Origin of the sequence: Sinorhizobium sp. 6-70 (genome assembly GCF_030124375.1) — a bacterium.
GTDB lineage: Bacteria > Pseudomonadota > Alphaproteobacteria > Rhizobiales > Rhizobiaceae > Sinorhizobium.
Window position 1 is genome coordinate 429,144 of record NZ_JASKLS010000003.1, and the last position, 19,140, is coordinate 448,283.

A 19,140-nucleotide genomic window follows, 5' to 3' on the forward strand; every position below is an offset into this window, starting at 1 on the left:
TAGATCATTTTATTGATCCAACAAAATAACGAAATGATGGGCCTTGCGGCGTACGTGGCTACTACCGCACGTTTCCTTAGAGCAATTCCAGGAGAAGTGTGTAACGGTTTTCCGTCCGGAATTGCGTAGTTTCAAAGAGTTAGATCATTTCGCTGTTTCAATGAAACAATGAAATGATCTAAGGAGCCGGCTTTAAGGATAAAACATGCAGCGTCGCGCGTCTGGTAAGACGCGCGACGCTGCATGGCAGATGCGGACGCCCATCAGCTCACGCTGCGGGCCGGTCCCCGCTGATCGAATGCTCGACATAGTATTTGCCGTAACGGTGTCGATATTTCTCGACACCACCGAAGTCGCTGTACTTCGAAAGCTCATCCATGTCGGTCTTGTTGAGGATGACCCCGAGTACCTTGGAATTGATTTGCGGCTCGGAATGCAGCACGTCGCGCACCAGTCGGGACGGTGTCTTTCCCCATTCGACGACGAAGATGAAACCATCTGCAAGCGGGGCAAAGGCTTTCGCATCTACCACGGGCGCCAGCGGAGCGAGGTCGACGACCACGTAGTCGAACGAACTGCGCGCATTCTCGATCAGGTTTGCCATGGCAGCCGAGGCGAGCAGTTCGTGGCTCTGATGGGGTTGATGGTTGGACGCCCCGCCGCCGACAGGGAAGATCGCAAGTTTGGTGCGCTGGTCGACCTTGATGCCGGCGGGCCAAGTGGCTTCACCCATCAGCGTCTCGACGAGCCCCGTGCGAGGGGCGGGCGTGATCATCTGGGTGAGGCCGGGCTTGCGGATATCGCCATCGATCAAGAGCGTCCGCTTTCCGCTGGCGGCCAACTGCGCCGCGAAGTTTGCGGCGATGACGGATTTTCCTTCGTCCGGAACCGCTGACACGATCCCGATCACGCGGCTGTCGTTGCCGTGCAACATGTGGTCGCAGGCAAGCTTGGCATTCCGGAAGGTCTCGGCAAAGGAGGATTGTGGCGCTTCGAGGACCATGCGCGACAGGCGTTGGAAGGCCACCGTCTCCTCGCCGAGTACTTCCGGTTGCCTGTCGGAGGCAAAGCGCGTGCGTACGAGTTCCGCACTCTTCCTTATCCGTGAACCGATCAGCGGCACATAACCGAGTGACTTGTGACCGAGGATTGTGCGCACATCGTCTTCAAGCCGGAAGGTTCTCTCGCGGAACTCCTGGAACGCGGCGAAGGCGCCGCCGGCCATCAATCCGAGCACGGCTGAAAGTGCAAGCGTCAGGGTCTTCTTCGGGCTCGACGGGGCGGTGGGAACGCCGGCTTCGGAGATGACCCGAGCCTTGGCAATCGGGAAGGAGCGTTGCTGCGCGGCCTGCTCGTAGCGGCCGAGATAGGACTCATAAAGCGTTTTCAGCGCCGCCGCCTTCTGCTCTAGGTCCCTCAACTGAACGAGCGACTTGTTGGCATTCGTGTTTTTCCCCACCACTCCTTCGATGCTTTCACGCAGCGACTGCTCGCGCGAGCGGGCGACCTCATATTCATTCTTGTAGCTTGCCGTCAGTTGCTGCAGTTCCTGGTAGATCTGCCGTCCCATGTCGGCCTGCTCGGCCCTCAGTGATACAGCCTGAGGGTGGTCCTCGCCAAAGCTTCGGGCGACCTCCTGCTCGCGCTTCACGACAGCGAGATAGCGCGCCCTGAGGTCGCGGATAACCATGTTGTCTCCCTCTTTGGGAGAAATAGTCGCGTTGTTGACGGCGGTCTCCGGCCCCTGGTCGACAATCGACTTGAACTGGTTGTAGCGCGCCGAGGCGCTTGCCGTGTCGGCCTGTGCGACGATGAGCTGGCTGTTGAGATCCGACAATTGCTGTTCGGACATCAACTCGCCGCGTGCGGCAGTCAGACCGTTTTCGCTTCTGAACTGCTCAACCTCGAGTGCTGCTGCCAGAGAGCGCTGCCGCAAATCCGTTAGGCGTTCCTGCAGCCAGACGGAAGCACGTTCCGTCGCTTCGAAATTGGCGTTCAACTGATCGGTGAGGTAGGCCTCCGCATAGCCACGCACGACGGTTGCGGCAAGCTGGCGGTCGTTCGACTTATAGGAAAGGGCCACCACGGAGCTTCGCGATACGCGCTCGACCGTCAGGGCCTGCTGGATCGACGCTGCGGCCGCCAGTCGCCGATTCTTGCGTATTGCCTCCTCCGAAACGGCAGGAGCGGACGAAAACAGGCCGGTCGCTGTTCTCACCCAATCCTTGACGTAGGCCACTGGCGAAAGCGGCGGGTTCATGATCGTTTCGTTCTCGGAAAGATTGAGCTTATCGACGACCCGCAATGCAAGCTCGCCGGACTTCAGGATCTCCACGGCACTCGCGATCTGCGTGTCCAGCATCTGGCTGTTTACCGGTGTCGGCTCTTCCTCTGCAAATTTGGACAGATTTTCGTCGAGCAGAATTTGCGTCATGGACGTGTATGTCGGTGTCGCAAACAGCAGGTAGGCAACACCCAGCATGATGAAGAGGACGACAAAGGCCGCAACCAGCCTGGCCCTGCGGGCGGCAATCGCCAGAAGCCGATCAAGATCGATAAAGCCGTCGGATTCTTCTTCGCGGGGCACGATGCTCAAGGGGACACTTCTCTGTTTCATGGGGGCCGCTCTGTTCATTTTTTTCTCCGGTCCGTGCGCCGGCGGCTCCTGCTGCATGTTTCCTTAAAATCGTAGCCGATTTAAGGATGAAAACAGGCAGCAACTCAAACCGCTACAGCGACCTTTGTGCGTCTGATGAGACGCACGGCGCTGTAGGAGCCGCCGGGAAACATTTGCTTATGCCGCTCGGATGCGGCTTTCGTGAGACAGGACGATCTCGCGAACGGATTCGAAGACCATGTCGCCGATATCCGCCCGGTTAAGCGCGAAGGCGACGTTTGCCTCGATGAAGCCTTGCTTCGAACCGCAGTCGAAGGTCCTGCCCTCGTAGGGATGGGCGTGGAAGGGCTGATTTCCCGAAAGCTTCAGCATCCCGTCCGTCAACTGGATTTCGTTGCCCGCGCCGCGTTGCTGGTGCGCGAGGATGGAAAAGATCTCCGGCTGGAGGATGTAGCGCCCGTTGAGATAGTAGTTCGACGGAGCCTCGCCCGCGGCGGGCTTTTCCACCATCTCTGTTACCGCAAAGCCGTGCCGTACCGTTTCGCCCTTGCCGACGATGCCGTATTTGGAGGCGTCTTCGGGGGCGCATTGCTCGACGGCGACGACGTTGCCTCCGACCTCCTGGTAGAGATCCATCAGACCGGCCATGCAGCCGCGCGCGCCGAATGAAACCATGTCGGGAAGCAGCAGCGCGAAGGGCTCGTCGCCGATAAGATCGCGCGCGCACCACACCGCGTGGCCAAGGCCGAGCGGGGCCTGCTGGCGCGTAAAGCTGACGGAACCGGCTGTCGGCAGCATGCTTTCGAGTTCGGAAATCTGCGCGCTCTTGCCCGAACGTGACAGCGACGAGATGAGTTCCGGCGTATCGTCGAAGTGGTCTTCGATCGCCTGCTTGTTGCGGCTGGTGACGAAAACGATGTGCTCGATGCCGGCCTGACGGGCCTCGTCCACAGCGTATTGAACCACGGGCCGATCGACGATCGTCAACATTTCCTTCGGCACGGCCTTCGTTGCGGGAAGGAAACGCGTTCCATTTCCGGCAACGGGAATTACGGCTTTCCTGACGGTCCTGATACGGTCCATTCTATCGTCCTTTGCTTGTAAAAGGGCTGTCGCCCGGCGGGGATTGTTCGGTCGCCACCGTGATGGGGGCGGTGCTTGAGCGCGCCGCAAGGCGGCGCAGTCGTACGGCGATCGGCATGTGCAAATGCCGAAGCGCAAGGGGGTCGGCGAGCGCGGTCTTCAGCGCGCCGGCCAACGATCTGGTTTTCAACTGATCGACGAGGACGAGGAACGAGCGCGCCTGATGGAAGCCGCGGGTACGCTTGCGCTGCATTCTCTCGGACAGGATATCAAGTGGAAAGCGGCGCAGGAATGCCTCGTCCGCGGACATCATGGCGTCGATATGGTCGAGCTTGAGCACGCGAGAGATGGACCCCTCGCGGATATGGTAGACATAGCCGGCCGAAGGCTCGATGGCGCAGCGGGCGCCGGAGGCAAGGGCGGAGGCAAGCAGAATGTAGTCCTCGCCGATCCGGAGCGCTTCGTCGAAACGAAGGTCGTGCCTTTCGAGGAAACGCCGCTCGAACACGGGCTTCATGTAGCCGAAGTTGTGCCGCGAGCGGAAGATCACGTTCGACTCGATGAAGGCGGGAAGCGTCAGAAGCGGCTGGCGAGCGAGTTCGGCCTCCGGGAACATTCTGATGCTCTGCCCGTCGAGCGAGACGACGTCGAGGTTGTCGACGACGACCTGCGCTCCGGTCTTCTCGGCGCGTTCGATCATGCGCGCCAGCCGCTCCGGCCTCACGGTGTCGTCGGAATCGAGAACCGCGATCCAGTTGCCGCGTGCCGCCGCCAAGCCGGCATTGCGGGCCCCGCCGGGGCCGCGGTTCTGCTCGAGGGCAATCAGGCGCACCCTCGGGTCGGCGATGGTGGAAACGATCTCCACCGTCCCGTCCGACGACTGATCGTCGACGATCACCACCTCGACGGTAACGCCTTCCTGACGAAGCGCGCTTTCGACGGCTCGCACGATCGTCTCCGCGGCATTGTAGGCAGCCACGACAAAGGTGACGTCCGGAACGAACCCGCTCATGGCGATGTCACCCCCGTTGCTCCGTATTGTTCAAGTTCCTTGTGGCCCAGGAGCCCGCTCACGACGCCGGCGTGCATGATCGCCCGCAGCGCAAACCGATAGCGGTGTACGGGCGAAGGCAGGAAAAGCAGGGTCGCCAGCGAGCAATAGGCCGATTTGGCCGATGCCAGGGCGAGGTTCCACGGCTGCCGCGACCGGTTCGATTGCTCCGACAGCAGGCGCCCGTGCGTCTGGCCGGAGCGAAAGCGACGCTTCGAAAGCCACGCGAGCGAGGCCCGGTTTTCCGGCACCGGTTCGTGAACCCAGGCTTCAGAGGCGAAAGCGATTGTTCCTCCGGCGTCATGCATGGCGGCGAAGAAGTCCGTGTCCTCACCGCCGCTTTTGCCAAGCGCGAGCTTGAAGCGACGACCGATGAGCGCCGGGGCTCCGACGTTCAGCATGACGTTGCAGGTGTAGCCGGTGCGAATTTCACCACCGACCCAGACCGGCCGCGTCGAATGAAAATCGCCGCGACGCATCCAGGCGGGCGCCGACGTGCCGTAGGCCGCACGGACGGGCCCGAGGACTGCATCGGCACCAGTCGTTCGCGCGGCTTCCAGGAGGGCTGCCAACCACTCTTTCGAAGCGGTCTCATCGTCGTCGATGAAGGCGAGAAAATCGCCTGTGCTCTCGTCGAGGCATGCGTTGCGCGCGAGCGAGATGTTCGATGCCGGGCAATGGACATAGGTAATGTCGAAGGGGATCTCCGTGCGGAGAGCCTCCACAAGAGGCCTTGCGGTAGGTTCGACGTCGTTGTCCGCTACGATGATACGGATCACCGCGTTCGCGGGCGCCGTGATCTCGGCGAGCGAACGAAGCGTCTGGACGAGTTCCGGCCGCCGAAAGGTGCATACGGCGATATCGATCCGCATCGCCTTCTGCGATGCTTCGTTGGTCGCGGCCGTCATGGGATCACCCGAAACCGTCGCAAGTCGAGAAGCTCGCGCCAGAAGCCGGCCGACCAGGCGAGGTGCATGACCATTGCCGAAACGGCCGCGAGCGGCCCATAGGGATTTCGCTGGCCGAGCGCCATCCATGCGCCATAGCCAAGGCACGCGAGAGCCCAGACGCCGAACGGAATGGCGGCGACCCAGTTGACGACCGCGAGTAGTGCCCCGACGGCAACGGGCGCGACCGCCAGCGGCAGCATCTGCCGCAAGCCGGGCATGGCGCGATGCTTGAGGAAGTTCTTTGCACGGCCACGGCCATAACCGAAGTACTGCCGGAAGAGCGGGCCGACCTTCGCGCGCGGGTAGTAGACCATGTTCGTCTTGTCGGTCATCCAGATGCGGTACCCGGCTTTCGCCAAGCGGTAATCGAGTTCGGCATCTTCATTGTGACTGAAGGTCTCGTCGTAACCGCCGACCGCCTGGAAAGCGGCGATGCGCATGAGCGCGTGGTGTCCGTGGTCGGCCCAGTGACCGGCCGCACCGGCCCGGTGTTTGGAGCCGCCGTTGCCAAGCGTTGAGTTCTGGGCGAAGGCCGTTGCCTTCTGAAAGGCGCTGAAGCCGACCGTCTGCATCGCCACGACCACCGAGTCGGCGTCGGTCGCCACGGCCTCGTCGACGAGACGCTGGCAATAGTCGTCCGGGTAGCTGCCATGCGCGTCGATGCGGATCAGGTAGTCGAAGGACGACCCAAGTTCCGAAACGGCCCGGTTGATCGCGGAGCTCTGTATGCGTTTCGGGTTGTCGAGGAAAAGGACACGTTCGTCCTCGGCAGCAAGACGGCTCGCGATCTTGCGCGTGCCGTCGATGCTGCCGCCGTCGACGATCGCAATCTTTGCGTTCAGGGGCTCCAGCGACGGGCGCAGCTTTGCGACCAGCCCCTCGATGTGCTCGGCCTCATTGAGGCAAGGAATGATGATCAGGCTGGAGGTCAAACGGTTCGGGCTCATAGCAATCCACCCTCGTTGTGGCGGGGCTCCGGTACGGCCGGAGTCGGCATGGTTTGCGGCGTTTCGACAGCGAGTGCCGCGAGGCGCCGCACCAGCGCCTCGCAGTCCGCGCGGTCGAACACCCAGGTTCCGGGATTGCACTGGGCGACGCCATTAGCCGCTTCGATGTACCGATCCGGCGTCATCGATCCGATCAGAGTGGCCAGGCTTTCTGGTTCAGCCTCTTCCAGGACCAGTCCGATGCCACGCACCGAGAGGAAACGTGCCGTCTCGGTGCCCTTCATGGCGATCGGCACGCGTCCGTAGCGGCATCCCTCATAGAGGCGGTTCGGCAGCAGCCATGCGGAATTCTGGCCCTCCTCGAAGAAATCGATCGCCCATGTGAAGTGGACACCACCATAAATGTCGGCGAGGTCTTCCGGATTGCGGTAGGCGCCATCGAAGCGCATGAAGGGTTCATTGCGGACGAACGCGTCGAAATCCTCGAATTCCGAGTAGGCGGGCCTGCCTCGCAAGACGATTTCGAAGCGGCCCTCCATCTTCCGGGAGAACTCGGCGAGCAGTGCGAGGGACTTGGCGCAGCGCAAGGCTCCGAACCAGCCGATCTTCCATGGAGGACCGGGCACCGGGCATTGCGCGGAATCGGCGATCCGATCCGCAGGACCATCGATCTCCAGAACCTTGTTTTCGAGAAGCAGCGCCGGCGCGTCGAGCCCCGAGAGCGGGCGAAAATAGTGTTCGATGAAGGCTGGTGAACTGGTGATCAGCCAGCGCGCGTCGCGTCCGAGACGAGCCTCGGTGGCACGCAGCGCGCGCCCGACGACGTCCTTGCGCAGGAGCAAGCGGTGTATGTCGAGGCACTCGTAGACAATCGGGACCTGGCCGCCGAAAAGCGTCACGGCCCGTTTGGCGACCGCCAGCATCTCGAGATTGCGTGCGATGATCAGGTCGGGTTTGCCGACATGCGCCAGCTTGGTCTTCAGCGAAAGGCAGGCGGCGGCTACCGCGCCGATGCGCTGCGCAAAGCGACCGTCGGCCGTAACCCCCAGCTCGATCGGCTCGATGCCATGCATGACGGCGAGCGCATTGGCGTCCCGGCGAAAGCCGGCAAGCGTCACATTCGCTCCGCCGGCGACAAGCGTCAGGATCCGACGGCGTACGGCAGGATCGGCAAGGTCCTGTGCCAAATAAAGTATCTGCAGCATGAAAACGTCCGTTTCCGTGCTCAGCCCCAGCCGAGCTTAGTTCAGTTTTTTGTGCATCGCAACAAGATGCTGCATTTGCTCAAATGTTGGTCAAATGCTCGGAATCCGCTTAATCCATGCGGCAGGCGACTGACTCGGCGAACTGGCACTCGTCGCCAGGAGCCGTGAAGGCGACACGATCGACTTGAAGCATCGTCGGCTCCGTGTAGGAAAATGTGCCCATCCAGTCGCTGAGGGTGTCCGTTCCCCAAAGGCTGAAGAAGATCTTCTGCGCGTTCGACGGAATCTTCGCCGGATCCGTGACCTCATGGACCAGTTCGCCGTTGACGTAGTAGCGGATCCGGTCCTTCTCCCAGACAAAGGCGTAGTCGTTGAAGCCCTGGTTGGCTCCGCCGGGAACATCGGCAAGATGCTCGTTGCCGCCCTTGGCCGAAACATATTGATTGACCTGGACTTTCGCCGGATTCTTGCCGAGCACTTCGAAATCGATCTCGTCGTGCGGCTTCTTGTCGGCCGGACCGATGTAGGTGAAGAAGGCCGAGTTCAGGCCAGACCCGTCCGCCGTCTTGATCCGCGCCTCGTACGTGCCGTAGCCGAAACGCTTGCGGGTCTGAATTTCACCGCAGGCGAAATTGCGCTCGCCCTCCTTTCGATGCTCGAAGGCAAGTTCCAGAATGCCGTTGTTTATCTTCACCTGTTTCTTGGACCAGGTGCAGTTCTGGTGTGCGCCATTGTTCCATCCGTCCGACACGTACCAGAAGCCGGTGTTCAAGCTGTCGAAATCGTCCATGAAGGACGCGCCACTGGCGCCCGGTTGGGCGACCGCCGTTCCAGCGAGGCCCGCAAGCGGAAGTATGACGAGGGCGAGGTTGCGCAGGCGCGCATAACAGTCGGATATCATTGTCATTACCTTTGTTGCGGCGAATAGCTCGCATGTCCGCCACCTTGTGCCGGAAGCGCCATTCGCCCTTTCCCCGCCCGGCTCCCGGTGAGGGCGTCGAGCAGGTCGGGTGCCTGTCGCCTCATGAGATTGTGGGAAGCGACCAGGATCGCGATCACCAGGATCGGCATCGTGAAGTAGAAGAGGGGGTAGTAGGTCAGCCCGCTGCGGTTCCAGAGCATCCAGAACAGGACAAGCAACGGATAGTGAGCGCAGAAAATCCAGAAGCTTAGGCCGCCGGTTCGGGTCAGTCGCTCGCCGAAGCCGGTGCGCATGCGCGCGAACACGATGCCGGAAACCAGCACAATGCGCATCAGATCGATCCGCGACGAAACACTCGCGTCCATACCCACGATGTCAGTCACTCCCTATCTGGCAGCGCCTCGGCGGCAGCCGTCTCAACAGAGCAGTCTTGAGCCCGTAGGAAGTAAACTAGAGCATCGGCGAAGAAAAAATATGGCAGTGCAGCAGAAAAATGAAACGAATCATGCTGCGCTGCACCTAAGTGGCGAACCCGTGAGAAACCGGCGGTGGCCGCTCCATGCCGTGCTTCTTTGAAAAACCTCGGTTTCGTCGCATGTTGCAGAAATTGTGCCCCGCAAAATTCTGGGGCAAGCAGAGGTTGAGTTACAAAAATATGATTTTTTTAATCGATTGTGTTTTTCGACGGCTGATCGGGCGTCGGAGCCAAGACGCGACGAATTGCGGCAAGGTTGGGGCAGCTTTTCGGCGTTCGATCGAGGATAGGGTCGGCAAACGGCAAAGCCGTTGAACATGCTCGGATATTTGGCGCCGCGCCAAGCCGGCTTGACTGGCCGCGTTGTTGATAGCGGCCCCTGAGCACGACTGGATTTCAATCATTGAGCAGTAACCCAGCGCCGCCGTCAGCCGGCCGGCCTTGTTGCCAGCTCACCGCGCAGGCGCCCGGTGCGTCAGTCCTTGTCGTGCTTTGCGGAAACGGTTGGCGTCTCGCTCTCCAGCAGCGGTCTCGCGATCTCCTCCGCTTCGTCCTTGCGCTTCTCGGCGACCGCCTTGTCTTCAGATTTCACCGAGGGCATCAAAAGCGCAACAATGATGCCTATCGGGCCGAGTACACAACCGATCAGCAACCAGCGAAGACTGTGTCCACCCCGGAGCGCGGCCACGACCGCGGTCACGATGCTGCATAAGATCCAGATTTCAACGATCATCGATTCGCTTGCTGCCTTCAACACATCGGCTTTCGGTTGACGCGTCCGGGCGGTGCCGGGCATGACTGTCCGAACTGACTGCGCCAAATGCCGGCGCCGGCCGAACGGGCGGTCGCCTGCGCCTCAGCATAGACGCCCTTATTGTGCTCTTGCCGGTCGATTGCATTACCGGTCTCCACCAGCCAGCGGTTCACGTCTTTGCCGTCGGCGCGAAAGCAGGTGCCTACAAAACGGCCATAGCGATCGCGCTTGACGAGCTCGCAGCGCGTGGGACGGGAAGCCGCCAGAAACGCATCCAAGGCGGAAGCCGCTTCCTTGCCGCATCGGTAATCCAGGCCCTTCTCATCCAAGCAGACTTGCCAGCCTTCCGGTGCGTCGACGCCACTGAACTGGATCCGTTCGCCAGCGATTTCAATGGTATCGCCGTCAACGACCGACGCGTCACCGACAATCGGCTCGGCCCCTTGCGCGCTGTTCGCCGTCATCAGCAGAACCAGGAAAAGTTTAATTTTCCCCTTCGTTACTGGAGACCAGGCGATGTTGCAACTCGATTTCGTTCGGGGTTGACGGCAAGGAAGTCTGTTGCCGAAAGCCGTTGCGGCGGCCATCCCTATGCCGATCATGCGCAGTTCCCACACAGCCTCAGTCGTTATTAGCGTAACGCAAGTGGCCCGCCGTTCGCATCCCGCAAAACTTGGGGTGAATGGCGGTATAAGGCGTATTACCGGTGATTGAGCCCGTCGGGGCGAGGCCGCGATGTGGAGCGCAGGCAGCCGGCTGAGGCGGTCAGAAGACAAACATGTAAAGTAGAATAATGACGATCAGGGGAACACCCATCAGCCAGAGAATGACGCCTTTCATGCCGTTACCTCCATGTCGTTACTGTTGAGGTGGTAACGCGAAGGACCGAAGAAGCGTTCCTGACTCAGTTTCAAGGCAACAAAAAAGGCCGGGATGTCCCGACCTTTTCCTCTCCGCTGCTCTACCTGCCAGTACATCCGTGGTCAGCGTATCGAGCGCGAAGTCTACCTGCAGGTCAGGCGATCTCGCCGACATCTGAACAGGTAATTTGATGACGGAGATGTGGGAATTCCACGGAGCGATTGCAAGAGCAGGCGCGCAGTCCTTTCCGATACTATTCGGCGGAAGCCGCTGTCCTGTGCGCCGGCTGACGGCCGCTCGCCAATTCACGGAGTTTCCGCAACAGCGAGTGGTGTCAAAGCCACCGCCTGATGCGCAAACGAGAGATCGTCGCGCGACTCCTGCGAGCTCTCGAGCTCCGGCTATTCCCCCGGCTCGGCCGCCGGCGCTTCAAGCAGATAGCGGATGGCGCCCGAGCCTCCGAGCGCGACCGGTGCAGAGGGTTGACGGGGGCGAAAACGTTCAGTCTTGTCGGCAAGGATCCCGCCGACGATTGCCGGAAGCGCACCGGGATTTGTGAGACCATAGCCGATCGCGCTTATGTAGCCCGTCTGGTTCTTGAGATCGAGAAAATGCCGCAGTTCATAGCGGTCCCGGATGTGGCGCTCATGGCGCCGGATGGCGCTGGCGGCATCGGCGCTCAATGGGCTTTCGGTAAGGATCGCCTGGTCCGCCTCGTAGAGCCGCCTCAGATCGGCCGTACGGTGGCTGCCGCTCAACGAATTGCCTCGGACAATGGCCGCATAGCCGCAGCTGTGGATGATCTTGTAGCGTGCGCCCTTCGCAAGCGCTCTGGTATAGAGATCGTAGTCTTCGCCGAGGCGCAGGTCTTCATTGTAACGGAGCCGATGGTTTTCGAGGAACGAGCGCCGCATCAGCGGCTTGAGGAAGCCGATCTCACCGCGGCGAACGCCGCGCCGGGAGATATTGCCTTCGACGAAACCGACCAGATCGAGCAGGCGCGGACTCGCCGTGAAGCGGCCGATCCGGCCGTGGGCGGTTTCCGCCTGGCTTGCGTCGATGAACGCGATGTTGTCTGCAATGAAGTCCCAGCCATCCTCTGAAAGCATCTGGCGAAGTCGACCCGGAAGAAAGAAGTCATCGGCATCGAGTACGCCAAGAAGAGGGGACTGCGAGATCGCGATCGCATGATTGCGCGCGGCGGCGGGGCCGCGGTTTTCTTCGAAGCGGACCACGTTCAACCGGCCGCTTCCGTCATCTGCGGCGCGTGCCGTGCGGGCCGTGTCATCGGTCGAACCATCGTCAATGACGATGACTTCCGCAGCCTCGGGTTCGGCAAGGGCCGAGGCGATCGCTCTGGTGATTGTGTCGGCGGCGTTCTTTGCGGCAATGATAATGCAGACATTCGTCGGCGCGGCTACGGTCATACTGGGCTCCAGCAGGTGATCGAGATGCGTCGGTGTAATCAAGTTCCCACCGGACCTGCAAAACATGTCCGGTGATCGTGTCGCAAACGCGTCAAGCGCAAATTTTTTTGCGGTGCGGGAAAAAAGCCGGCCAAGGCTTTGGTCAAAGGGCTGCCTTCACGACATGCACGCTACGCGAGGGACCCAACAATTTAGGGGTTGGAGTGGCCCGGGCGATTCAAAGGGCCAATGGAGACCTTGCCCGATTGTTTGTCGTCGGATGTCGATTCCATCGACACCTTGCCGGGAGACAGTTTGCGCCGGCCACTGGCTTCCTTCCAGACCAGGAACACGACTGCGATGAAATATCCGACTTGCAACAGTACGGCGCAGAGCAGTGTCTGTATCGCGGTCGAAACCAGCGAGCCGTTCAGAAGATAGGTTGCTATGGCAAAGGCCACCAACGCGCCGATCATGCTGGCGAGGACGCGCGGCGCGAACATCGCGTTTCCGCCCTTCGGATTTTCGACTGGTACCGTCATTGGACTCTTAGCCCTCTCCTCCCGCTTCCCCACTATATTAGTGGTCGCTTTTCTCTTCAACATGCAAGCCGCAACTTTGTCGCTGCTGCTTTTACCGCGGGAACCTTTCCGCCAGCTTGAGCCGCGACCGGAGACAAATCACTTCGGAGTGATCATGTGCGGAAATGCAATTAAAGATAGAGCAGCTAGGAAAAATACAACAAACACTCGGGAAATCGGATTCCAAAATGGCTCGTTTGCCGGCCCCTAAATTGAGAGGGGTAAATGCGAACTCATTCTGATTGCTGCATCTTTCGGCTTAAGCGGAATGCCTTTTCCCGATCAACTTTTGTTACAAGTTGATTGCAAAAGGCTCTAGGAAAATGTGCGCTGCAAAACGATGATGCGATGCAAAAAGCTGAGCCGGAATTACCCCTTGTCAATTTCGCACCGGTGCCGCCCCCGGCCGGCCGAGTGAAACAATGATACGTTTCCTGTAATACTTCGCGATCCGAAAGCATTAAATCCCGCGGATGTTTGAGCGTGACAACCGCGCAACAAAATATCTTAGTTATAAATTTCCAGTCTTTATAATTAAATTTTAGTAATAGTGCCTGCGTCCGGTTGGTCAAAACGCATTGGTGACGGAGCGCGCCGAAGCGGCCTTGATTTCGCCTTCAAAAAACAAATTCTCACCATACACTCGCGCTAGATGACCCGCGTCCTGCGGGACCGACAATCGCAAAACGTAAATGGAGTCACCTCTATGAAGTCCGCGACTCGCTCGGCCAGTTCGCCGTTTTTCATCGCCAAAGAGACCGGAATGTTCCGGCCGATAGGGGGTATATCGAAACGAAGTTTTGACATTGCCGCCGCATCCTTGGCTCTCGTGTTCTTCAGCCCGCTCTTCCTGCTCATCATGGCTCTCGTGAAGTTCTCCGACGGAGGCAGTGTTTTCTATGGACACCGCCGCATCGGCCACAACGGACAGGCCTTCAAGTGCCTGAAATTCCGGACGATGATGCAGAATGGCGAGCGCGTGCTGCAAGATTATTTCAAGGAGAATCCTGACGCCTACGAAGAGTGGCGCACGACTCGCAAGCTGCAGGACGACCCACGGGTAACTGCGGTCGGAGCCGTGTTGCGCAAGCTCAGCCTCGACGAGCTGCCGCAGCTCCTCAACATCATTCGCGGCGAAATGAGCGTGGTCGGTCCGCGCCCGGTCGTAGAGGACGAGCTCGAGCTTTATGATTCGGCTGCCGTCTATTACCTGCGCTCCCGGCCCGGTCTGACCGGCCTTTGGCAGATCAGTGGCCGTAACGACGTATCCTACGCCGCCAGAGTGGCCTTCGACACGCAATACGTCCAGAACTGGTCGCTCCTCGCCGACCTTGCCATCGTCGTCAAGACGATTCCTGCCGTCTGCTTCTCCCGCGGCAGCTATTGAAACCCTGGCGCTGACCCTCAGGGTCGAAACAGTGTCAGGCATCAGGAAATCACGAAAATGCAACCTATCAAACCTTCGGGGACGCTTGACGTCTCCAAAAAGCTTTCCTGTTTCGCCCGCGTCGCGCTGATCGCGGTCATTGCCGCGTCGGGGGTGAGCGCGGCACAAGCCGACGAATATCGGCTCGGCGTGATGGACAAGCTGCGCGTGCGCGTTGCCGAGTGGCAGACGGCCGAGGGCGCCGTGCGCGACTGGTCGGCCGTCAGTGGCGAGTACACGATCGGCGCGTCGGGTAATCTCTCGCTGCCCTTTGTCGGCGACCTGCCTGCCTCAGGCAAGACGACGACGGAAGTCGCTGCCGAGATCGGCATCCAGATGCAGAAGCTTTTTGGCCTGCGCGACCGGCCCTCGGCCTCCGTCGAAATGGCGCAATACCGTCCCGTTTACCTCACCGGCGAAGTGGAGACTCCGGGCGAATATCCCTATGTCCCGAAGATGACGGTACTCAAGGCCGTCAGCCTCGGTGGCGGATTGCGCCGGGCCGAAAGCGGCGGGCGTTTTGTCCGGGACTACATCACGGCCAGCGGCGAATCCGCCGTACAGGTCGCGGAGCGCAACAGGCTGCTCATTCGCCGCGCCCGGCTCCAGGCTGAAATCGGCAAGCGCAACAACATCGAATTGCCCGACGAACTCAAGAAGGTCGAGGGCGTCGACGAGCTGCTCGCCGACGAGGCGGCTTTGATGGCGTCGCGCGACAAGCGGCAGGAACGCCAACTGGCCGCTCTTGCGGATCTTAAATCTCTTCTTCAGGGCGAAATCGAGTCGCTCGGGAAAAAATCAGAGACGCAAGCCCGCCAGCTCGAACTCGTCAAGGAAGATCGAGAGAAGGTCGACAGCCTCGCCGAAAAGGGGTTGGCGCTGAGCCAGCGCAAACTCGCGCTTGAACAAAGGGTTGCGGACGTGCAGTCGTCGCTGCTCGATATCGATACCAATACGCTCAAGGCCAAGCAGGATTACAACAAGGCGACGCAGGACGAGACCAATCTCCGCAACGATTGGGACGAGCAACTCGCTCAGGAACTGCAAAATACCGAGGCCGAGCTCGACACGCTTTCGCTGAAGGTCGGCACCAATCGCGACCTCATGGCCGAGGCTCTGTTGCAATCGGCCGAAGCGGCACGACTGGAAGACCAAAAATCCGAGGCGAACATCACCTTCTCGATCATCCGTGAAAAGGATGGCAAGCCGGCGGAAATCGCGGCGAATGAGAACACCGAAGTGCTGCCCGGAGACGTCATCAAGGTAAGCGCTGCGCTGGCGATGCGGTGAGTTCCAGTATGCGGATTTCGAAGGCGAGCCTCGTCAGCCCCGGAACGAATCAGCTTTACGGCACTTTCGCCGTGACGCTGTCGCTGTTCGTCTTCGCCTATTCGCCGCGCTTCGGACAGGTTTCGATTCTGCTTTATTACGCTTTGTGGCTGCCTCTGGTCCTCGTCGACTACCGCAAGGTCCTCGGCAACTACGGCAAGTATCTCTGGATCCTCGCCTTCACTGTCTTCGCCTGCCTTTCCTTCTTCTGGTCGGCGGCGCCCGGGATGACGATGCGCACCGGTGTGCAATATCTCAGCCACGTCGTCTGTGCGCTGATCGCCATGCGGACGATCGATATCCCGACCCTCACGCGCGGAGGGATTGCCGGCGTCGCCCTTGTCCTTCTCTATTCGTTGCTTTTCGGCGTGTATCACTATGATCCGCTGGACGGCACGTTCAGCTTTGTCGGCGCCTTCTCATCGAAGAACCAACTGGGCTTCTACGCTTCGCTGGGCATCTATTTCGCCTTCGTCGCCGTCTTCACCCTTGGCGAGCGCGGCATCTGGATGGCTGCGGCGGGCGTCTCGGGGTTGATCGCGGCCTACTCGCTGCTGGCCTCGCAGTCGGCGACTTCGGTCCTGACGACCGCCGCAATCATCGGCCTCTCGCTCGGAATGCGGGTGATATCCGCCCTGCGGCCGTCGAACCGCAAGGGCCTCTTCCTCGCCGCGGCAATGTTCGGTGTGGTCGCCGCCGTTGCGATCGCCTATAGCGGCGGGATCGACGTGGTACTCGGCGCATTCGGCAAGAATTCGACCCTTACAGGCCGCACCTATCTGTGGCAGCAGGGCATTGAGGCGGCAAGCGCTTCCCCGATCGTCGGGGTCGGCTACCAGGCCTATTGGATCCAGGGGTTTTCGGAGGCGGAACGGCTATGGGAAGAGTTTTATATCACCGCGCGCTCCGGCTTCCATTTTCATAACACCTATATCGAGGCAATCGTGGAAACGGGGATGATCGGCCTCCTGTTGCTGACCATGGTATTGGTCATAACGGTCTTCGGTCACCTGAAACGGTTGCTTTCCGAGGATCGCGATCCGGATTCGATGGTGCTCTTCGGTATAGCAATACTGCTTCTCATCCGATCTTTCGTCGAGGTCGACATTCTTAACCCGTATCATGTCGGGTCGTTCTTGCTGTATTTTTCGGCGGGCAAGCTGACGATCAGGCGCACGCGACCGACCATGAACTGGCTATGGCCGGAAGTCAGGCGTTCTGCAGCCTACAGAGTTCGTTTCAGCGCATAGTACTGCGTCGTGGGGGCGCTTGATGAAAACGATCCACGGGATCCAATACCTGCGCGCTGTGGCAGCGCTGGCGGTCGTGATATTTCATGCCGCAGAAAAGACCGGCCATCATTTCGCGATCGGCGCGGCCGGCGTTGACGTCTTCTTCGTCATCAGCGGCTTCATCATGTGGGTGATCAGCGATCGCCGGCCTGTTACGCCGGCGCGGTTCATGGCCGATCGCATCCGCCGCATCGTGCCCATCTATTGGCTGGCGGCCATGGTCATGGTCGCCGGAGGGATCGCGGGGCTGTTCCCTAACATGGTCCTATCCGTCGAGCATGTGCTCGCCTCGCTGTTCTTCATGCCAATGCGCTCTCCGAGCAACGGCGAGATATGGCCCGTTCTGGTGCAGGGCTGGACGCTCAATTTCGAGATGCTCTTTTACGCTGTGTTCGCGGTCTCGTTGTTGCTGCCGCGAAACTGGCGCCTGCCTTCGATCGCCGGTCTGTTCTTCTTCCTGGTCGTGGCCGGATCAGCGACCAGCTTCGACAATCCCTTGATGTTGACGTACACCCGCCCGGTCATTCTCGAATTCGTGGCTGGTATGGTCATCGGCGAGTTGTGGCTGAAGGGCAGGGTGCTGCCGCTCATGGCCGGCGTGGCGCTGATCGCTTGCTCGGTCGGCGGCTTCTCGCTTATCGGACTTCTGCACCTGCCATTCGACGAACTCGCGATCGGTCCGCTTGCGGTTATGCTCGTCGTCGGCGTCCTGTCGGTCGAGGCTGGCGGACATATCCGTTCGCTGCAGTTGCCGAACCTTCTCGGCAACGCTTCCTATTCGATCTATATCTGGCACACCTTTGCGATTTCCGTGGTCGCCAAGGCCGCTTCGATGGTCGGGATCGATGCCTGGATAGCGATGGTTATTTCGGTGCTTTTCGGCACCGTGATCGGCATTGCCGGCTATGCGATGCTGGAGCGTCCGTTGCTTTATCGAGGCCGCATGCGGCCTACGGCCCAGAGCGTGGCCGGCTAGGCCCGCATTGGAGCGCTTGCCTGTGTCGGCGCGGTGACCGTGGGTGTTTGCCCTCCTGTTTAAGGGGAGGCATGTTTCTTGGGTGGACACACGTCTACAGCGCCCGCCTTTTCGAAGGCATAGCGCTGTAGCGTTTTTGATATTGCTGAAGTTAAGGATATTCGCAGCAGCGCAGAAATCAGACGCCCTGATTTCTGCGCGAATGCCAATTCCAGGCGGACTCGGTGATCGCCGCGAGGTCGTATTGCGGCTCCCAGCCGAGCACTGCGCGCGCCTTGTCGTTGTTGGCGACCAGCGTGGTCGAGTCGCCTTCGCGCCGATCGGCATAGCGGATATTGAACGGCCGGTTCGCAACCTTTTCGATCGCGCTCAGGAGCTCCTTGACCGTCGTACCGGTCCCGGTACCGAGATTGAGCTCGACGCTTTCGCCGCCTTCCAGCAGGTAGTCGACCGCCCGCACATGGGCATCCGCAAGGTCCAGCACATGGATGTAGTCGCGCACGCAGGTGCCGTCGCGGGTGTCGTAGTCGGTGCCGAACACGCTGAAACTTTCCCGGCGACCAAGTGCCGCGTCGATAGCGAGCGGTATCGCGTGGGTTTCCGGCTCATGCCATTCACCGATCCGTCCCTCGAAGTCGGCGCCGGCGGCGTTGAAGTAGCGAAGAATCACGGAACGCAGGCCCTTGTAAAGACCATAGTCCTTCAGCGCCTGCTCGCAGACCCACTTCGTGCGCCCATAGGGGTTGATCGGCGCCTGCTTGTGGGTTTCGTCCATCGGCACGCTATCGGGCAGGCCGTAAGTGGCACACGTGGACGAGAATACGAAGGCGTCGATCCCGGCAGCAAGCGCCGCCGACAGCAAGGTGAGCGTGCCGATGACATTGTTGTCGTAGAATGCGGCCGGATCCTTCACCGACTCGCCGACTTCGATCATGGCGGCAAAATGCAGGATCGCGCGCGGCCGGTATCGGGCGAGAACGTCGTCGAGACGCTTGCGGTCTCGAATGTCACCTTTTTCGAGAACACCCCATTTGACGAATTCTTCGTGACCGTTCGAGAGGTTGTCGTAGACGATGGGCTGGTAGCCTTTGGCGGCCAGTTGGAGACATGTATGGGAGCCGATATAACCGGCGCCGCCGACGACAAGAATGTTGTTGTTCTGCACAGTCAACCTCGAGATTCGCATCTAGTTTCAATAGGAACCGCTCTACGGTTCGCAACGAATAGCGGCGAAATTCCCAGCAGATTGTAAAAGTTCTGCGAAG

The 19,140-nt window shown here is 60.1% G+C and carries 17 protein-coding genes; 4 read left to right on the plus strand and 13 right to left on the minus strand.

Going from position 1 to position 19,140, the window contains the following annotated elements:
- Positions 1-268: 268 nt before the first annotated feature.
- From QN222_RS09155 to QN222_RS09210, 12 genes are all read right to left on the minus strand, one after another.
- The gene (locus QN222_RS09155) at positions 269-2,635 is read right to left on the minus strand and encodes a polysaccharide biosynthesis tyrosine autokinase (RefSeq protein WP_283963797.1); all 2,367 of its coding nucleotides are present in this window, start codon (positions 2,633-2,635) and stop codon (positions 269-271) included.
- 159 nt (positions 2,636-2,794) lie between these two features.
- On the minus strand, positions 2,795-3,700 hold the full coding sequence (locus QN222_RS09160; RefSeq protein WP_283963798.1) for a UTP--glucose-1-phosphate uridylyltransferase: 906 nt from the start codon (positions 3,698-3,700) through the stop codon (positions 2,795-2,797).
- Position 3,701: 1 nt separating this feature from the next.
- Entirely contained in the window at positions 3,702-4,712 is a 1,011-nt protein-coding gene (locus QN222_RS09165) for a glycosyltransferase family 2 protein (protein WP_283963799.1), read from the minus strand.
- The gene (locus tag QN222_RS09170) at positions 4,709-5,659 is read right to left on the minus strand and encodes a glycosyltransferase family 2 protein (protein ID WP_283963800.1); all 951 of its coding nucleotides are present in this window, start codon (positions 5,657-5,659) and stop codon (positions 4,709-4,711) included. The genes QN222_RS09165 and QN222_RS09170 overlap by 4 nt, the downstream gene beginning before the upstream one ends.
- A complete protein-coding gene (locus QN222_RS09175) occupies positions 5,656-6,648 on the minus strand; it encodes a glycosyltransferase family 2 protein (RefSeq protein WP_283963801.1) in 993 nt (330 codons plus the stop codon). Before QN222_RS09175 ends, QN222_RS09170 begins: the two co-directional genes overlap by 4 nt.
- Positions 6,645-7,853, minus strand: a complete 1,209-nt coding sequence (locus QN222_RS09180) for a glycosyl transferase family 1 (RefSeq protein WP_283963802.1) — start codon at positions 7,851-7,853, stop codon at positions 6,645-6,647. Before QN222_RS09180 ends, QN222_RS09175 begins: the two co-directional genes overlap by 4 nt.
- A 109-nt stretch (positions 7,854-7,962) precedes the next feature.
- Entirely contained in the window at positions 7,963-8,754 is a 792-nt protein-coding gene (locus QN222_RS09185) for a glycoside hydrolase family 16 protein (protein WP_283963803.1), read from the minus strand.
- 5 nt (positions 8,755-8,759) lie between these two features.
- Positions 8,760-9,158: a hypothetical protein gene (locus QN222_RS09190; protein ID WP_283963804.1), complete on the minus strand. Its 399-nt coding sequence runs from the start codon at positions 9,156-9,158 to the stop codon at positions 8,760-8,762.
- Between the two features lie 567 nt (positions 9,159-9,725).
- Entirely contained in the window at positions 9,726-9,983 is a 258-nt protein-coding gene (locus QN222_RS09195; RefSeq protein ID WP_283963805.1) for a hypothetical protein, read from the minus strand.
- A gap of 17 nt (positions 9,984-10,000) precedes the next feature.
- Entirely contained in the window at positions 10,001-10,468 is a 468-nt protein-coding gene (locus QN222_RS09200; RefSeq protein WP_283963818.1) for a thermonuclease family protein, read from the minus strand.
- Positions 10,469-11,266: 798 nt separating this feature from the next.
- A complete protein-coding gene (locus QN222_RS09205; RefSeq protein ID WP_283963806.1) occupies positions 11,267-12,292 on the minus strand; it encodes a glycosyltransferase family 2 protein in 1,026 nt (341 codons plus the stop codon).
- A gap of 191 nt (positions 12,293-12,483) precedes the next feature.
- Complete coding sequence (locus tag QN222_RS09210; protein WP_283963819.1) at positions 12,484-12,774, minus strand: exopolysaccharide production repressor protein; 291 nt, start codon at positions 12,772-12,774, stop codon at positions 12,484-12,486.
- A 784-nt stretch (positions 12,775-13,558) separates the two neighbouring features.
- Here QN222_RS09210 and QN222_RS09215 point away from each other — a divergent pair.
- Genes QN222_RS09215 through QN222_RS09230 form a run of 4 tightly spaced genes read left to right on the plus strand, consistent with a single transcriptional unit; the run spans position 13,559 to position 17,875 of the window.
- Complete coding sequence (locus tag QN222_RS09215; protein WP_283963807.1) at positions 13,559-14,239, plus strand: sugar transferase; 681 nt, start codon at positions 13,559-13,561, stop codon at positions 14,237-14,239.
- A gap of 57 nt (positions 14,240-14,296) precedes the next feature.
- Complete coding sequence (locus tag QN222_RS09220; RefSeq protein WP_283963808.1) at positions 14,297-15,568, plus strand: polysaccharide biosynthesis/export family protein; 1,272 nt, start codon at positions 14,297-14,299, stop codon at positions 15,566-15,568.
- Positions 15,569-15,576: 8 nt separating this feature from the next.
- The gene (locus QN222_RS09225) at positions 15,577-16,857 is read left to right on the plus strand and encodes an O-antigen ligase (RefSeq protein WP_283963820.1); all 1,281 of its coding nucleotides are present in this window, start codon (positions 15,577-15,579) and stop codon (positions 16,855-16,857) included.
- A 22-nt stretch (positions 16,858-16,879) separates the two neighbouring features.
- The gene (locus tag QN222_RS09230; RefSeq protein WP_283963809.1) at positions 16,880-17,875 is read left to right on the plus strand and encodes an acyltransferase; all 996 of its coding nucleotides are present in this window, start codon (positions 16,880-16,882) and stop codon (positions 17,873-17,875) included.
- Between the two features lie 178 nt (positions 17,876-18,053).
- Here the strand turns inward: QN222_RS09230 and galE are convergent, their stop codons facing one another.
- Positions 18,054-19,061, minus strand: coding sequence for a UDP-glucose 4-epimerase GalE (gene galE / locus QN222_RS09235; protein ID WP_283963810.1), 1,008 nt, complete (start codon positions 19,059-19,061; stop codon positions 18,054-18,056).
- Positions 19,062-19,140: the final 79 nt, after the last annotated feature.

Coding starts and splice junctions, on each gene's coding strand:
- QN222_RS09155 (WP_283963797.1), bottom strand. CDS start 2,635: ATGAACAGAGCGGCCCCCATGAAACAGAGAAGTGTCCCCTTGAGCATC.
- QN222_RS09180 (WP_283963802.1), bottom strand. CDS start 7,853: ATGCTGCAGATACTTTATTTGGCACAGGACCTTGCCGATCCTGCCGTA.
- galE (WP_283963810.1), bottom strand. CDS start 19,061: ATGCGAATCTCGAGGTTGACTGTGCAGAACAACAACATTCTTGTCGTC.
- QN222_RS09170 (WP_283963800.1), bottom strand. CDS start 5,659: ATGACGGCCGCGACCAACGAAGCATCGCAGAAGGCGATGCGGATCGAT.
- QN222_RS09195 (WP_283963805.1), bottom strand. CDS start 9,983: ATGATCGTTGAAATCTGGATCTTATGCAGCATCGTGACCGCGGTCGTG.
- QN222_RS09210 (WP_283963819.1), bottom strand. CDS start 12,774: ATGTTCGCGCCGCGCGTCCTCGCCAGCATGATCGGCGCGTTGGTGGCC.
- QN222_RS09160 (WP_283963798.1), bottom strand. CDS start 3,700: ATGGACCGTATCAGGACCGTCAGGAAAGCCGTAATTCCCGTTGCCGGA.
- QN222_RS09175 (WP_283963801.1), bottom strand. CDS start 6,648: ATGAGCCCGAACCGTTTGACCTCCAGCCTGATCATCATTCCTTGCCTC.
- QN222_RS09215 (WP_283963807.1), top strand. CDS start 13,559: ATGAAGTCCGCGACTCGCTCGGCCAGTTCGCCGTTTTTCATCGCCAAA.
- QN222_RS09165 (WP_283963799.1), bottom strand. CDS start 4,712: ATGAGCGGGTTCGTTCCGGACGTCACCTTTGTCGTGGCTGCCTACAAT.
- QN222_RS09220 (WP_283963808.1), top strand. CDS start 14,297: ATGCAACCTATCAAACCTTCGGGGACGCTTGACGTCTCCAAAAAGCTT.
- QN222_RS09230 (WP_283963809.1), top strand. CDS start 16,880: ATGAAAACGATCCACGGGATCCAATACCTGCGCGCTGTGGCAGCGCTG.
- QN222_RS09225 (WP_283963820.1), top strand. CDS start 15,577: ATGCGGATTTCGAAGGCGAGCCTCGTCAGCCCCGGAACGAATCAGCTT.
- QN222_RS09185 (WP_283963803.1), bottom strand. CDS start 8,754: ATGATATCCGACTGTTATGCGCGCCTGCGCAACCTCGCCCTCGTCATA.
- QN222_RS09205 (WP_283963806.1), bottom strand. CDS start 12,292: ATGACCGTAGCCGCGCCGACGAATGTCTGCATTATCATTGCCGCAAAG.
- QN222_RS09200 (WP_283963818.1), bottom strand. CDS start 10,468: ATGACGGCGAACAGCGCGCAAGGGGCCGAGCCGATTGTCGGTGACGCG.